The 15,883-nt window shown below is 42.9% G+C and carries 17 protein-coding genes and 1 riboswitch; of the genes, 1 reads left to right on the top strand and 16 read right to left on the bottom strand.

Going from position 1 to position 15,883, the window contains the following annotated elements:
• Positions 1-39 precede the first annotated feature (39 nt).
• The 3 genes from ACYVRS_RS14585 to ACYVRS_RS14575 all read right to left on the bottom strand — a co-directional run bounded on the left by ACYVRS_RS14585 (position 40) and on the right by ACYVRS_RS14575 (position 3,110).
• On the bottom strand, positions 40-663 hold the full coding sequence (locus tag ACYVRS_RS14585; RefSeq protein WP_461198273.1) for an SAG1386/EF1546 family surface-associated protein: 624 nt from the start codon (positions 661-663) through the stop codon (positions 40-42).
• A 72-nt stretch (positions 664-735) separates the two neighbouring features.
• A complete protein-coding gene (locus ACYVRS_RS14580) occupies positions 736-2,118 on the bottom strand; it encodes a RecQ family ATP-dependent DNA helicase (protein ID WP_461198272.1) in 1,383 nt (460 codons plus the stop codon).
• A complete protein-coding gene (locus tag ACYVRS_RS14575; protein ID WP_313538214.1) occupies positions 2,112-3,110 on the bottom strand; it encodes a helix-turn-helix domain-containing protein in 999 nt (332 codons plus the stop codon). Before ACYVRS_RS14575 ends, ACYVRS_RS14580 begins: the two co-directional genes overlap by 7 nt.
• Positions 3,111-3,135: 25 nt before the next feature.
• On the opposite strand from ACYVRS_RS14575, the gene ACYVRS_RS14570 reads away from it, so the two are divergent.
• On the top strand, positions 3,136-3,351 hold the full coding sequence (locus ACYVRS_RS14570; RefSeq protein ID WP_054116456.1) for a ferredoxin: 216 nt from the start codon (positions 3,136-3,138) through the stop codon (positions 3,349-3,351).
• Between the two features lie 69 nt (positions 3,352-3,420).
• On the opposite strand, the gene ACYVRS_RS14565 is transcribed toward ACYVRS_RS14570, so the two are convergent.
• From ACYVRS_RS14565 to ACYVRS_RS14505, 13 genes are all read right to left on the bottom strand, one after another.
• The gene (locus ACYVRS_RS14565) at positions 3,421-4,014 is read right to left on the bottom strand and encodes an ECF transporter S component (RefSeq protein ID WP_312498519.1); all 594 of its coding nucleotides are present in this window, start codon (positions 4,012-4,014) and stop codon (positions 3,421-3,423) included.
• A 153-nt stretch (positions 4,015-4,167) separates the two neighbouring features.
• A riboswitch (FMN riboswitch) is annotated at positions 4,168-4,291 on the bottom strand.
• 74 nt (positions 4,292-4,365) lie between these two features.
• On the bottom strand, positions 4,366-5,082 hold the full coding sequence (locus ACYVRS_RS14560; RefSeq protein ID WP_313538216.1) for a pseudouridine synthase: 717 nt from the start codon (positions 5,080-5,082) through the stop codon (positions 4,366-4,368).
• A gap of 2 nt (positions 5,083-5,084) precedes the next feature.
• On the bottom strand, positions 5,085-5,663 hold the full coding sequence (scpB, locus tag ACYVRS_RS14555) for an SMC-Scp complex subunit ScpB (RefSeq protein ID WP_054116453.1): 579 nt from the start codon (positions 5,661-5,663) through the stop codon (positions 5,085-5,087).
• Positions 5,656-6,405: a segregation/condensation protein A gene (locus tag ACYVRS_RS14550; protein ID WP_312498515.1), complete on the bottom strand. Its 750-nt coding sequence runs from the start codon at positions 6,403-6,405 to the stop codon at positions 5,656-5,658. Before ACYVRS_RS14550 ends, scpB begins: the two co-directional genes overlap by 8 nt.
• Positions 6,406-6,420: 15 nt before the next feature.
• Positions 6,421-7,311, bottom strand: a complete 891-nt coding sequence (gene xerD, locus ACYVRS_RS14545) for a site-specific tyrosine recombinase XerD (RefSeq protein ID WP_313538218.1) — start codon at positions 7,309-7,311, stop codon at positions 6,421-6,423.
• A gap of 188 nt (positions 7,312-7,499) precedes the next feature.
• On the bottom strand, positions 7,500-7,949 hold the full coding sequence (gene fur, locus ACYVRS_RS14540) for a ferric iron uptake transcriptional regulator (protein ID WP_054116450.1): 450 nt from the start codon (positions 7,947-7,949) through the stop codon (positions 7,500-7,502).
• A 108-nt stretch (positions 7,950-8,057) separates the two neighbouring features.
• A complete protein-coding gene (locus tag ACYVRS_RS14535) occupies positions 8,058-8,921 on the bottom strand; it encodes a CvfB family protein (protein ID WP_313538219.1) in 864 nt (287 codons plus the stop codon).
• A 31-nt stretch (positions 8,922-8,952) separates the two neighbouring features.
• Positions 8,953-9,273 (bottom strand): AzlD domain-containing protein, encoded by a 321-nt coding sequence (locus ACYVRS_RS14530; protein ID WP_054116448.1) that lies wholly within the window; start codon positions 9,271-9,273, stop codon positions 8,953-8,955.
• Positions 9,266-9,973, bottom strand: a complete 708-nt coding sequence (locus tag ACYVRS_RS14525) for an AzlC family ABC transporter permease (protein ID WP_461203619.1) — start codon at positions 9,971-9,973, stop codon at positions 9,266-9,268. The genes ACYVRS_RS14530 and ACYVRS_RS14525 overlap by 8 nt, the downstream gene beginning before the upstream one ends.
• 117 nt (positions 9,974-10,090) lie before the next feature.
• Positions 10,091-11,926, bottom strand: coding sequence for a cell division site-positioning protein MapZ family protein (locus ACYVRS_RS14520; protein WP_461203618.1), 1,836 nt, complete (start codon positions 11,924-11,926; stop codon positions 10,091-10,093).
• Positions 11,927-12,127: 201 nt separating this feature from the next.
• Positions 12,128-13,234: an RNA polymerase sigma factor RpoD gene (gene rpoD / locus ACYVRS_RS14515; protein ID WP_461203617.1), complete on the bottom strand. Its 1,107-nt coding sequence runs from the start codon at positions 13,232-13,234 to the stop codon at positions 12,128-12,130.
• A gap of 23 nt (positions 13,235-13,257) precedes the next feature.
• Positions 13,258-15,084, bottom strand: coding sequence for a DNA primase (gene dnaG, locus ACYVRS_RS14510; protein WP_313538224.1), 1,827 nt, complete (start codon positions 15,082-15,084; stop codon positions 13,258-13,260).
• Between the two features lie 159 nt (positions 15,085-15,243).
• Positions 15,244-15,873, bottom strand: a complete 630-nt coding sequence (locus ACYVRS_RS14505) for a lysozyme family protein (RefSeq protein ID WP_312498505.1) — start codon at positions 15,871-15,873, stop codon at positions 15,244-15,246.
• Between the last annotated feature and the right edge of the window lie 10 nt (positions 15,874-15,883).

Raw genomic sequence — 15,883 nt, 5'->3', positions numbered from 1 at the left:
CTAGATTCTTTCAAGAAAAAAAACCGCCAAAGCGGTTTTTTATTTAATTCGTAACGTGTCTCCTGGATACAGCATAAAGTTATTCGGATCGATGCCATTTAATTCATACAACGTTTCCACTGAGATGCCGTTACGGGCAGCTACTTGCTCTGGACCTTCACCAGATTGAACCGTCGTATATTGTTCGGTCGTCCCTTGATCCGTCTGTGTATTATCACCAGCGGCGTCATTGTTTTGTGCTTCAGAAGATGCACTGCTTGATGGTGTTGTCGCTACACTGCTGCTTGATGATGTGCTGCTTGATGCACTAGACGAGCTCGACGAACTTGAAGATTCACTTGTCGATGAACTGGTAGACTCAGTCGTGGATGATTCTGCCGTCGATGACTCTGTTGTTGAAGATGCAGTCGTACTTTCAGAAGAACTGCTATCAGCGACTGCTGCAGAATCATTGTTATGATTCAAGACCCAGATTCCTGCGCCTACTGGAATCGCAACGATCAAGAAAAGCAAAACTAACACGATCGTCAAAAAGAGTGAATTCCCACGTTTTTGTTGTCGATGTTGTGATCTTGATGCAGAATCTTCAGACTCTGTATCATAAATTGGTTGTTCCCACGGTTCTTGATTGTCTGAATTGTAGTTGTTGTCTTTCTTACTCACTCGTATTCCCTCCTAGTATCGTTCCGATGTATTATACCATAGGACAATGAAAACTGTCCTGCAAAATCAAAATCAATTTACATCTTTAAACATTTTTAGTAAAAGAGTTTGCCAGGCATCCTGCTGACCAGAAACGTGGCTTTCTTTTTCTTGGTCGATCACCAATCCATCGTTATCACAACACGGATCGATTGTTTGACTATTTTCGCCAAAATACTGCAACAAAAAAGTACGGCGACAGGTTGTCAGATTGATATAACGCAGCATTTCTCTCAGTTTTGCGCGTTTGTTTTGCTCATTTTGCTCGACGGTTTGCTGCCATTGGTCGGCACCGATCTTGCGAGATTTTTGCAGCCATTTTTCTTGCAAAGGGGTCCATGGGACACCCTGGTCGACCTCAGACCGCTCAATAAGCTGATTGATTTGTTCTTGGGTTTCCCGCTGAAAAAAATAATGGATTTGTTCGTCATGTGTTTGATAGAGTAATATCGCCTGACTCGCCAATCCATCCCGACCCGCTCGGCCAATCTCTTGACTATAATTTTCTAAAGAGTCAGGTAAATCGTAATGGATGACAAAACGAATATCACTTTTATTGATCCCCATCCCAAATGCATTGGTTGCTACCAGCAACGTCAATTGATTTTGGGAGAACTGCTGCTGGAGCATTTTCCGTTGGTCACTCGCAAGTCCGCCGTGATAAAAGCCGATGGCATAACTGCTCTTCAACGATTGGTAGACTTCCTCTACTTGATTTCGTGTGGCACAATAGATAATGCCCGCCCCATTCAATCGTGCCACGTAAGACCGCAGTGTCGCCATTTTATCTGTCGTCTTTTCTACGATCAAACCTATATTGCTGCGATTCATCGAGTAGCGGAAAACAGCAGCTTCGCCTGGCAACAAATAGCGGCGAATATCTGCTTCTACTTCTTTCGTTGCTGTGGCCGTCAAAGCCAATGTGGTCGGACGATGTAGTTGTTGTCTTGCATAGGCTAAATCAAGGTACTCCGGACGAAAATCGATCCCCCACTGAGAAACACAATGGGCTTCATCGACTACAAATAAAGCAATCGGTACTTGGCTCAGGCGATTGAGCACTGCCTCTTGCAACAGCATTTCTGGACTTAAAAATAAAAACTTATAGGCATGCAAGTGGTGCAGTACATACTGACGATCAGTACCTGTCAGCTGACTATTAAAGGCAATGCCGCGCTTTTCTCCTTGCTTTTGTAAGCCAAATACTTGATCCTCCATTAAAGAAACCAACGGTGAAACGATCACGACCAATCCCTCTAGTAAATAGCCAGGCAACTGATAACACAGGCTTTTCCCGTTACCTGTAGGCATGATCGCTAATGTATTCTGCTGATGCAGCACACTGTCGATCACTTCTTTTTGGCCAGGACGAAACGTCGCAAAACCGAAATACCGCATTAAGTCGTTTTCTAACATATAATCCCTCGTTTTTGTGCAATTTGAAAGAGGCGGATCGGCAGAAAATCTGCACCCAGCAGTTGTTGCAGGTCTTGATAGCGATACTGCCAGGAGGATGCGGGCAATAGCCGATATATCTGACGATCAAAACGTGCATAAGGGAAGTTTTGATCTAATAAGGCCCACTCAATCAAATGGTCATTGACTGTGCCTTCTTTTAAATTCCTTTGGTGCATGATCTCTTTAACGGATAATCCCTCTTGGAACAACCGCTGTGTTTCTAGCATACTTTGATTGGCATTTTGCTGCAAAAACGGTGCTATACTACGATAGAGAACCGATTCTTGCTGCGCCTCGACCAATGCAATAAAGTGTTGGATCGCAGCAGCTGTATAAAGGTGCTGCCACGGTTTCTCCTGATAGTCTTCTGGTACTAGCTGAAAGAATGTCTTCCCTAAAACATGTGGTCCTGTCAAGGCACCCGCTAAAAAGTCGGCCTTTTCTGCCGGCATTTGTTCAAAGATTTGCCATAATTCTTGAAATAGTTTATCTTTTGCATTTGGCACTTGTCGCAAAATCTGTCTCACTGGCTCTGTATACATCGGTGTGTTCTCGACCGGTATGTATTGATTGGTGACCCCTTGATAGCTGGTGGCTTGGATTAACAGGCGCAGCAAGCGCCAAACAGATTGCCACGTTCGTCCATAACGATAAAAAGACGCAGCTGCCAATATGTCTGTATAACCAGCGCGTGTATCCTCTGCTTGATCAACGGTCTGGATCAACCCTGTTGGATCCGCTACTAAAGCACCTTGCCGCAGCATCTGATCGATTTGCTGCTGAAATGCTTCTTCTGTTAAATCAGGCAAAGCTTGAAAAAGACCCAGACGGTCATAAAAACAGCCATAACTCAACACTGAACTCGTTCGTTTGCCTGCCAACAACTGATAAAGTGTAGACGGGCGCAACTTGTCAGTATGCGCAAATAGCGCTAAAATAAATACATCCATGTTTGCCTCCAGAAAGGAAAGTCTGATGTCACAACGTTGTAAAATCATCCCAGAACGGTGTATTGCTTGCGGGCTATGTGCCCTCTATGCACCAAACACCTTTGATTATGATGAAGACGGAATCGTCTTATTTATCCAAGAACCCAACGCTCGTCAACAGTTTATCATAGATGCTGAACAAGCAAAAGTCCAAACCGCCTACCGCAAATGTCCCACACGGGCGATTCTTTTAGAAAAATAAGCCATAAAAACCCGCAAAACATCGCTGTCAGCGACATTTTGCGGGTTGCTTTGTTTCATTGGATCAATATTATTTTCGAACAGTTGCATGATTGGGCTGTTTTCGAGCCAACCAAGGCAAGAGCTTGGCATGAAGGACCAAAAAGACCCCGCTGACGATCGCACCTTTGATGATATTGAAAGGAAAAATACCGATCGCAACATAACGTGCCAAAGACATCCCTAAGAACTGATCCGCATTCATCCCAAAGAAGTGCAAATATAAAGGGGTGATCACAAATAAATTAGCGATACTCATAAAGACAGCCAATGACAGGATCCCGCTTATGACACCTACTGTTTTATTTCTACGATGGATCCCTTTACGGAAAAAATAATACATCGGTAAGGTAAAGGCACAAGTAGCAAAGAAACTGGCTGTATCTCCTACTAAATCAGTTGGTGAGAATCCAGATAAAAACAAATGCAAAACTGAGCGCAATAGCGCTGTTAAAACACCACTAAATGGACCAAAAAGGAACATAATGATCATCACTGGGATGTCACTAAAATCGATTTTTAAAAAACTAAACGCTGGAAAGATCGGAAAAGCAATAAATTGCAATATCGTCCCCATTGCCGCACACATAGCGATTGTTACCATTCTTCTTGTCTTATTGTTCATCAATACAAAATCCTCCTAAGTTCAGGATTCCTCTTCAAACGAACCTATTAAATTTCCACTGGCATTTCTTGTCGGCGCCTGACAAAAAATGCCCTCTTTTTTCCACAGGGAAAAAAGAGGGCATTCGAAATAACCATAGGCAAATCAAATACGCTCTATCTTCTTTATCCAGACTATACTGTCGGTATCGGAATTTCACCGATTCAGCTATTTCTAGGAAATAGGTCGTGGACTTTAACCACCGGTCGGGAATTACACCCTGCCCCTGAAGACGAACCTTTATTTTATGTTACACCAATCATTATACACAAAAAATATCATTTGACAAATTCTTTTGTTTCCAAAAAAAGGTCATTTGATACTATTTTTCAGCTGGCTCACTTCTTTTTTTGACAATTCACGAAACTCGCCAGGTCTTAAACCTTCTAAAGTCAATGGTCCATATAGTTCACGTTTCAATTTTTGCACTGGCAATCCAACAGCTTTCAACATATTCTTGACTTGATGATTGCGCCCTTCATGGATCGTCAATTGCACAATGCTGGTTTGTGCAGTCATATCTGTCGAGAGAATATCAAAGCGTGCTGGCGCCGTTTTGCGCCCTTCGATACGGATACCTTTTGTTAACGGCAGCAATTGTTTTTTATCTGCAACGCCTTTCACTTTAGCCACATAGACTTTATCCACTTCATGTTTGGGGTGCATCAATGTCTGGGACAATTCACCATCATTGGTCAACAATAGTAGACCAGACGTATCATAATCCAAACGCCCTACTGGATAAATACGGGCAGTCACACCTTCAAAATAATCTAGGACCACTTTTCGTTTTTTATCATCACTGACAGCGGAAATGACTCCCCGCGGTTTGTAAAAGACATAATATACATGTTGTTCTTGTTCAATTGGTACACCGTCAACTTCTACAGTATCTTTGCTGCTGACTTGCACCCCTAATTCTTTGACTACCTGACCATTGACCCGAACACGGCCGGCGGTGATCAATTCTTCTGCTTTTCTTCTCGAGGTGATTCCTGCATGTGCAATCACTTTTTGCAAACGTTCCATCATCATTCTCCTTCTACTTGCTTGTAGCGGTCATAAAAAAGATCAAAAGGCGCATCTTCTTCTAGTTCATCTTCCATTGATTGGATATCTGGCAACTCGGCCAAACTTTTCAAACCAAAATAATCCATAAAATAATCGGTGGTCCCATATAAAATCGCACGTCCTGGACCATCGACACGGCCTTTTTCTTCAATCAAACGTTTGGCAGTCAATTTTTGCACAGAACCGCTGGATTGGACCCCGCGAATCTCTTCGACTTCCATTCGCGTAATCGGCTGCTTATAGGCAATGATCGACAGTGTTTCCAGCGCTGCTTGCGACAGCGAACTGCCTATTGGCGATTCCGCATATTTTTTGAGTAATGGGGCAAACACCTTTTTGGTAGATAGGATAAAATGATTGCCGACTTCTAAAATATGCAGTGCTGTCAGCTCATTTTCTTCATATCGTTGATTCAATTCTTGCAGTTGTTGATAGACATTGGCCGTATTGTCCTTGACGAGATAGCTTAGCTCTTCAAGTCCGATGCCTTCGTCCCCAACAACAAATAATATGGCTTCGATCTCACTTAATTTATTCATTCACTGTACCTGTTGGGTAGAGCATGATCGACGAAAAATTGTCGTCTTGTTCTACACGTATCGTTCCTTTTTTCATTAATTCCAACAATGCCATAAAGGTCACAACGACTTCACTTTTGATGTAGGAATCAAAAAATGAATCAAACGGACGGCCTTTTTTGGCACTAATATGCTGCATTTCCATTTGGATTGCAGCCATTTTCTCATCAATCGTATTTTCATCCGGCGTGATCTTTGTTTCCAATACTTGCCGGTTTTTCTTTTTGGCGATCATTTTTTGAAAAGCCATGAACAAATCGATCGTATTGAATTGATTGGCTGTCAAATGGTCGTCTTGTGCTTTGTATGCATCGACATCCATTGGGTCCTTTGTATAATACAGACTGCGCTCTTCTGCTTTTTCTGACAGTTGTTCCGCAGCATATTTATACTTTCGATACTCCAATAATTGGGCCACCAGAACATCGCGGGGATCTTCTTCATATTCTTCGATCTCAACAGCTAGTTCTTGCTTCGGCAACAGCATTTGACTTTTGATTGCCATCAAAGTAGCGGCCATGACTAAATACTCGCCTGCCACTTCTAACGCCAAAAATTTCATGGTATGGATATAAGCCATATACTGTTCGGTGATCGCTGCAATGGGAATATCATAGACATCGATCTCTAATTGTTTGATCAAGTGCAGCAGCAAATCCAGCGGTCCTTCAAAGACAGCCAACTTAATATTGATTTCTTCCATCTTTGTCCTCTTTTTCTATGCACGGGGAAAATGCTGTTTGTAAACTTCTGTCATTCGTTTCTTTGTGATATGGGTATAAATTTGGGTCGTTGAAATATCTGCATGGCCCAATAATTCTTGAACTGTCCGCAGATCGGCCCCATTTTCCAACAAGTGGGTGGCAAAACTATGCCGCAACGTGTGTGGTGTGACATTTTTGTTGATCCCGGCTTGACGAACAAGACTTTTGAGATTTTTCCAAATACCTTGCCGTGACAAGTGACGGCCGTGATTATTGACAAACAAGTGCGGCTCATCGGTATTTTTCCGAGTCAAGTAAGGCCTAGCTTCGCTCAAATAGGTTTCGATCCATTGGATCGCCAAATCTCCCAATGGCACGATCCGTTCTTTATCGCCTTTACCAGTTGTTTGCAACAAGCCCATACTGAGGTGCAGATCATTCAATTTCAATCCAATCAATTCACTGACCCGCAAGCCGGTGGCATACATGACTTCCAAAATCGCACGATCCCGAATGCCCAAAACTTCCCGTGTATCTGGCGATTCGATCAAACGTTCTACTTCGTTCAAACTTAATGTATCTGGTAATTTTTGTTGTTTTTTTGGTGAATCAATATGCTGCATCGGATCATGGTCCGTCACCCTTTCTTGTCGCAAGTATTGATGAAACCGTCTTAAACTCGACACCATGCGAATGATTGTCGCGGATGACTTTCCAGCAACTTGCAAACTTTGTAAGAATGTTAAGACAACGACTCGATCCACTTGCTGCCAATCAGTCACCTGTTGTGTCTTCAAAAATGCAGCGTACTGCATAAGATCCCGTTGATAGCTGACGCGAGTGTTTTGAGATAAGCCGCGTTCGATCGTTAAATAATGCAGATAATCTGTGATTTGTTCTTCCATCTCGCACCCCTTCGTTCAACTTTCTTATCATATCAAATTCTTGCCCGTTATGCTAGGTGATTGAGGCAATCCCAAGTGAAAAACAAAAAAACCAGAAACACAGGGAGAATCGTGCTTGCAGCAAATGATCATGCTGCAAAGATCCACCTATGTTCCGGTCACTAACTGCCGTGATGCCCCTAAGGGAATTACTGTTTGTTCTGACAATTTTGGCAGACACCATGAAAAGTCAAACGATGGTCTTTGACCAAAAAATGATACTTCTGTTCAACGATTTCTTCTACACTGCCTAAAAGATCTTCTTCGACCTCTTCAATATTGCCGCACTCTAAGCACAGCAAGTGGTGATGAAAATGTTTGGCGCCTTCTTTACGCAGATCATAGCGTGCCACGCCATCATTGAAACTGACTTTATCAACAATCCGCAAATCGGTCAAAATTTCCAATGTTCGATAGACTGTCGCTAAGCCAATCTCAGCATTTTTTTTCCGAACAAAAAAGAAAATCTCTTCAGCGGATAAATGGTCTTTCTCATTTTCTAACAAAACCTGCAGTGTCGCTTCACGCTGCGGGGTCAATTTAAATCCTGATTCATGCAATTGTTTTTTGGTCTTTTTTAAAGCTGCTGTTGTATTCATGGCTGCCTCCACACGAAACTAATTTATAATTATTACAATCTAGGCAGAAACCACCTCGATGTTTATTGTAATCATTATAAATTAGAACGCAAAAAGATACAAGCATTCTCAATTAGGTTTTTTGATCAACTTTGTAACCCCATCTTTTTGTTCGATCAAACGTTGTTTGAAGAGATTGCCTATCGCACGTTTAAACTGACCTTTACTGATACCAAAGGTTTGTAAGATTTCTTCTGGTGTCGATTTATCTGTATATGGGATTTGATGATCTGCCGCTCGTTCTAGGAAAGTCAAAATCATGGCTGCATCATCTGATATAGCTTCATATGCCCGAGGTTTCAAGGATACATTCAGCACACCATCTGGTCGCACACCAATCACACGTCCTTTGACCACTTCCCCTAAGCGAGGCTCTTGATACCGTTCTGATGGATGCACAAAGCCAACATGAAAGTCATCCGTCAATAGATAACTGCCCGCCAATTTCAAACGATAGACCGTGCCAGTGATATCTTGATTTTTCATGGCTTCATTGCCATTTTTGCTTAATGCTTTAAAGATTTTCTCGTCTGCTACTGTTGCCCAGATCCGTTCTTTCTCATCTACTCGAAGGCTGACCATCAAACGATCGCCTTTTTTGGGCCACAATTCCCGAATCGTTGGCAATTCATCTAAAGAAACCACCATATCTTTGTCTTTCAATCCGATATCAACGAAAACACCTAAATCCCGACGACTGCCCGTCACTGTGCCAAAAGCATAATGCCCTTTACGGCTCTTCGGGATAATTGTCGTCAGTACATTTTCCTGTTTTTGGTTTTGATAACCAAAGCCTTCCACCGCTTCCCCTAAATGATGTTCGCCTTCTTCTTTTGCTAAGCGAAATGTCACACCGCTTTTTTGAACAAAATAATTTTGATCATTTTCATCGATGATCAGTCCGCTAAAAACGGACGCTAATAAATCTATCATGTGTTCCTCCTTCAATTAAATACAACGTTGGTCAAGGAAAGACCAACCGAATCAATGCCATGGTCACGATGCCTGTCACAACGATTTTCATCAGATCTTTCGTATAATAGCCAACGACAAGTGCTGGCAAACAAGCAATCGTTTCTTTGATTTTCAACAACGGCAATTGTCCTTCTCGAAAAACCAATAGATTCTGCACAAGCAGCGCGGCCAAAATACACAAAGGCAAGTAGCTCAAAAATACCGTAAAAGTTTCAGGAAACGCCATTTTTTTAGAAAACATAAACGGCACTACCCTAGGTATCCAAGTGACGATGCCGCAAGCTATCATCAGTATAACAAATTCACCCATGATGTGTCACCGTCCCAACCAAACAACCGGCAAGTGTGGCAATGATCACTGCTACCTCGGCCGTAGTCCAAGCCATACAGACCATAAGTGTCCCTATGACGGTCGCCAGGATCATGAGGGTTTGTTTTGTTTTTTTCTTCAGCGGCCGCTCGACTTGAAATAAAAATAAACCGATAAACATAGCCACGAGGGCGAAGTCCAACCCTAGTAATTCTGGATCTGGAATAAATGAACCCAGCAATCCTCCTAGGAAAGTTGCCACGATCCAACTCAAATATGCCATGACATTCAGCCCATGGGTCCATTTGGCTGTCACTGGTTTATTTTGTTGCAGCGCAGTCGTCAACACACCATAAGATTCGTCTGTCAATAATGAGCCGATCCCGATTGCTGACAAAAAGGGTGTTTGCTTAAAATAAGGGGCAACCGATAGACTCATCAAGAAATGGCGCAAATTGACCAAAAAGACAGTTGCCACGATCGTGGTCATCGGGGCATGGATGGCCAGAAGAGCACAAATAATAAACTGCGCGCTGCCAGCATAAACAATAATGGACATGATAATAATTTCTGTAACCGATAACCCAATGCCTTTTCCTACGACACCCATCGCAAATCCAATACCTAAATAGCCTAGAATAGTTGGAATACACGCGATCACGCCGTCTTCAAAACGATCATACCTTTCTATTTTCTGCACACAAAAACCTCCTTGTTCGAACGATTATCTTCCATCATATCGAAATCAAGGAGGAGAAACAAGTGTTTTTCACATCTCTATGGTAGCTCTAGATTGTCTGTTGCCGATCATTAGGCGTTAGCGAACGGTATGGTCGTTCCCATTGCCTCTAAAGTACCCTGTTTTGGCATTCACGGTAAACAAGTACATTGGCAATGCAGCGTCGCCTGTTCCTTTTAATAAACTGCCTTGGGCGTTGGTAGCATAGAAATTATAATACCCTTCGCCATCAACGATGCGCACGCGCTCAAACGTATACCCGCCTTCAACGACATAGCCTCGGGCGATGGCTGTTGCAATGATTTTTTCCTTCACGCCATCTCCCCAGTTCCATGCACTATTGTTGGTGTCTGCCAAATCACTTTGGCGTGCAGGAATGATCGGCTGGTTATTGGTATTTGTTGGTGTGTTCGGCGATAAAATATAGTCTTCTTCAGAAGAACTTTGCGCAGTGCTGTTGCTTGCACTTTGGGCAGCTTCAGTGGCAGCGGCTTGTTCAGCAGCAGCTTTTTCTGCAGCGGCCTTCTCGGCAGTTTCTCTTTTGGTCAAACTGGTATCGACTGTCTTGAGCGCTTCAGTCAAAGCCGTTACCTCTGAATCGATTGGCAGTGCTTGGACTTTCTTCACCAAATCATTGTAGTTCGATCGGGTCACACTGTCTGGTACCTCACCGTCTTTGATCAATGCAGTCATGCTTTTGACAGCATTTTGAACTTCTTGTATTTCTTGGTACTGAGATTGTCCCATGGTGATTGCTTGATTGATCAATGTATCAAAATCATCATTTTCTGCTCTCTTGCTCATTGAAACAGCTGTAGCTTCTTTGAGTGACACTTGATTCAATTGGTCCTCGACAACTGCTGGGTCTGTAAAGTAAGCATTGATCTCATCCAATGCAGCTATTTTATCTGAGAGTGCCGCAGCTTCTGCCGACAAATCTTGGTAACGATCACTTTCCTTGAACGCGTCTAATTGTTCCTGCAATGCTTCCACAGAATCTGCCGTCACATCGCTGTTCAAGTAAACGTGTGCTTGGCTTGTATACATATCGTTCAGAGCTGACTCAATTTGATCCAACTCAGCTGTATCTTGTGCCGCTTTAGCTTCTTGGGCTTCTTGGGCTTCTTGGGCTGCGGTTTGTTGTTGCTGATAATACAGCCAGCCACCGCCAGCAGCGATCAAACAAACAGCAGCGGCTAGATAAACGATTCTCTTTGATTTTTTCTTTGGGGCTGGTGATCCTTTCGCCGAGTTGCTGTCATTCGTTGCTTCTACTGCAGGAACTGATTGCTGAGGAACTGTTTCCTCTGTATCTATTCTCTGGGTTTCCGCAATCGGACTAGTTGGATCTTGCACTTTTGCTTCGTTTTGTTTCTCTATTTCTGCTTCGGCATCAGGGGGCGTAAGCTGTTGTGCGGTTGTATCCTTCGTATTAGCGGGCGCAACTTGATCCGCATCCTCTGCTTCCGCCGATTCGTCCAATTCCCCTTTGTGACGACGGATATAAGCAGACAAAATTTCGGCATCATGCGCGGCCAACATCTCTGCTGTTTGCTCGTCAGTTGTTTCGCTCGTCACTGGGTCTGCTGTTTGTTTATGGGAAAATACCGACGTGTCCTCAGGGTCTTCATCGACAGCTTCATCTTTTGGCTGAAAACCAGTCACACGGGAGGTCGTTTTATTTTTTTCTTCTGGGTCACGGTGCGCTTCACCAAAGTGTTCTTCCATTTCACCGATCGACACGTGTTTATAATCTGACCAGCGAATATCATCATTTTCACGACCAAGTTGCTCATCCCCGATGGGTGCACCAGTGGACGGATCTTCTTTTTCTGCCCATTTAAAACCACAATTAGGACAAACTGGGGTTATTTCACTTGCTTTAAATCCACAATTAGGACATATCTTTTCCATATGGCTGCATTTGCTCCTTTTTACATCTGAATAAGACGAAAAATTGAATTCACAAATTTAAATTTATCATATTCTGGTCCATTAGCCAACACTTGCTTAGTTACGTTTTTATTAAGTTATCTTACAAATGATCGGTTTTTTTATAACAAATAAAATCGGACTTTCCAAAGCATCGCTTTGAAAAGCCCGATCATTCTTGGATTATTCCAAGAAATCTTTCAATTGTTTTGAACGAGAAGGGTGGCGTAATTTCCGCAACGCTTTTGCTTCGATTTGTCGGATCCGCTCTCTAGTTACCCCAAAGACTTTACCTACTTCTTCCAATGTCCGTGTACGGCCATCATCGATCCCGAAACGTAAACGCAGTACGTTTTCTTCACGGTCAGTCAAGGTGTCAAGAACGTCTTCTAATTGTTCTTTCAACAATTCATAAGCCGCATGTTCAGCTGGACTTGTCGCATCTTGGTCTTCAATAAAATCGCCTAGATGTGAATCATCTTCTTCACCGATCGGTGTTTCCAGTGAAACCGGCTCTTGTGCGATTTTAAGGATTTCCCGGACTTTTTCAGTTGGAAGATCCATTTCAGCACCAATTTCTTCTGGTGTAGGTTCTCTGCCTAGATCTTGCAGCAATTGACGTTGGATCCGAATCAATTTATTGATGGTTTCTACCATATGAACTGGAATACGAATCGTCCGCGCTTGGTCAGCGATCGCGCGAGTGATTGCTTGACGGATCCACCAAGTGGCATAGGTCGAAAATTTGAATCCTTTGCGGTAATCAAATTTTTCTACAGCTTTCATCAAGCCCATATTGCCTTCTTGGATCAAATCTAGAAATTGCATGCCCCGACCAACATAACGTTTGGCAATACTGACAACCAAACGCAAGTTCGCTTCTGCTAAGCGTTGTTTGGCTTCTTGGTCGCCTTCTTCGATTTTAAGCGCTAAAGCAACTTCCTCTTCCGCAGTCAGTAACGGCACACGGCCAATTTCTTTCAGGTACATCCGGACTGGATCATTGATTTTGACACCTGTTGGCGCAGATAAATCTTCTTGAGGTTGGGTATCTTGTCTTTTTTCATTGCTCTTTAAGCTATGAACAGACGGTTCGCCATTTTCATCAACCACACTGATACCAGAATCTTCTAGCTTTTGGATCAATTTGTCCATTGACTCGGCATCTAAGGTATAAGGTGTCGCCAAACGATTAGAAATATCGTCATATACCACTTGTCCTTTGGTTTTGTTTTCTCGGATGTAATCGGCAACTGCTTTGTCGTACGTTTTTTTTGTTTCTTCTGCCATGAAAGAAAGCCCCTTTCAGTTCGCTATTTAGCTTGTTTCAATCGTTTGGTCAATTCGATGATCTCAATTGCAAGTTCAAGTTCCAATTGCTGGTTTCCTTTTTGCCGGGCCTCTTGCTGCTGGATTCTTTTTTGGTTGATTTCTTCAGCAATACCCGATTTTTGGAAGACCTGCAGAATGTCCTGAAATTCCTGTTCAGTGCCTTCATCAGAAACTTTCATATCGGCAATCTCGATCACCATGTTTTTCATTGTTGTTTCTTGTAAAAAATCTAAGAACTTTGCCAAGACAAATTGTTCTTCTGTTTCCATAAATGCATCATATAATAGATACAATTGTTGGTATCGATCATGGATAAAGGAAATACCCGTCCTGCGAAACCGGTGGTTCAAGGTTTCATCGTGAAACAAACGATAAAGCAGCAATTCTTGTGCTTTTTCCACTTGTGTTTTGACTTGTTGCCGTACGGGTGGTTGAAAGACCATTGTATCCGTAGGCGGCGGTTGGACTTGTTGGACCGGCTGTGATTTGCGGGATTGCCGCAATTGTTGCTGCAGCGTTTCACGACTAATATGAAATTCTGTCGACAATTGCGTCAAGTACCGATCTTGTTCTAATAATGAATCGACTTTCTGCAACTCTTGCAGCACGACCTGTACATAGTCCAATTGTTCTTTTTCATTCGCTAAATTCCGGTTGATCCGATGATAATCCATTTTAAAGGCAAAAACCGTTTCCTTGCCATGGTTCGCCAATTTAAAGAATGCTTCAGGACCGTATTTTCTCAGATACTCATCAGGATCTAATCGCTCCGGTACACGAACGATCGACATCCGCAAACGGCTATTGCTTTGCAACAGGTCAATGCCTCGGTTGGTGGCTTCGATACCTGCTTGATCTCCGTCGTAACACAAGACAACTTCTTCAGCTGCCCGTTCGATCGCTGCGATCTGCTGATTTGTCAAGCTGGTACCCATTGAAGCAATCCCATTTTCGATCCCTGCCTGCCATGCGGCGATCACGTCCATGAATCCTTCAAATAGAAAGACTTGCCCGTCTTTTCTCATCACGCGTCGCGCCTTATCAAAGTTGAATAAAACCTCTCGCTTATTGAAAAGCGGCGTTTCCGGACTATTCAAATACTTGGGTTGATCTTGCTCTCCTACCGCTTCGCTGGCTAACCACCGCCCGGAAAAACCAATGGTCTTTCCTTGCGGGTTGCGAATCGGAAACATGATCCTTTGATAAAAACGATCCGCTAGCGAACCATCATTTCGCTGGACGAACAATCCAGTATCAGGAAAAAATTCAGCATTGGCTTTTTCGTTTAAAAAGACTTTTTCTAGAAAAGCCCGCTCATTTGGTGCAAAACCGATCTCAAAGGTGTCGATCAGCTCCATCGTCAAGCCTCGATTTAACAAATAATCCAACGCTTCTTGGCCTGCAGCTGTGTTGACGAGCATGTGATGATAGACTTCAACAGCTTTCTCGTGCAAAGCAATCAATTGGCTTGTTTGCGAGCTGTTGCCATCCACCACTTCTGCTTGTACATAAGATGGGTCCAGAGGGATATCATTGAGGGCAGCCGTCTTCACGACTGCTTCCGGAAAACTGATCCCTTCTAATTCTTGCAAAAAACCAAAGATATTCCCACCACGTCCGCAACCAAAACAATGAAAAATCTGTTTGTCTTCTGCAACAGAAAACGAAGGCGATTTTTCATTATGAAAAGGACACAAGCCGAAGTAGTTTTTGCCTGATTTTTTTAATTGTACATACTGACCAACGACATCAACGATGTTGCTGCGTTCACGAATATCATCGATCACAGTTTGAGGAATTCTTGCCATCCACTCACCTCCAAATTGGTAAGCATCCATATATCACTAGGTAAAAAATCGCACCAATTGACATTAGTGCGATAAATAATTAGACGGAATCACTCATAATGAGTGTACCATATCCAGTTTAAATTTCAAGTATTTTCACTTTATTTTCATTCAGTCTACTCAATCAAAGAAACGCGCAGTTGCTGTGACTTTCCATTGATTCATCTTGACTAGATCGGCATAAAATAAATTCCCGCCATTATGGTACAAATAACCGCCATTATAAAAGAAAGACTGAATCCCCCAGTAGCGATACATTTCTTGGTCATCGTTGCCTAACAGCGGCGACAACACTTCTTTCGAATAGGACTCAGCTAACTGCAATGTATTTTGACCACCATTTTCAGCAACATAATCGATATAATCTGTGCCAAAATTGTACGCTTGGACAGCTGTCCACAAATCACAGCCTTGCTGCTCTGCTTTATCTATCAACTCTGCCAAGTAGGCAACACCTTGCGCAATACTTTCTTCAGGTGAATCAAATTGATTTTGCTGCCCATACACACTCTCCGAGCTTTGCATGGGATCATCGCCTTGTCCTTTTGATTCAGTCAACATGATCGCCAATGCCAAAGAACTGTATTCAGATATGTCATTGTCAGCTGCTTCTTGTGTAATCAGTGCTTCATACGTATAGACCTGCTTTAATGCTGTGTAGTTGCGATAGCCCCAAAACAAGGCAGCACATACCACTAAAAGTAAGATCCCTGCCAGCATCACTTTAAGGAAACGTCGAATTTTTTTCATCAAATACATC

The sequence above is a fragment of the Enterococcus salsurae genome, from assembly GCF_054784955.1.
Note: the sequence above shows the minus strand (reverse complement) of the source record. Positions and strands in the feature narration are given on the sequence as shown.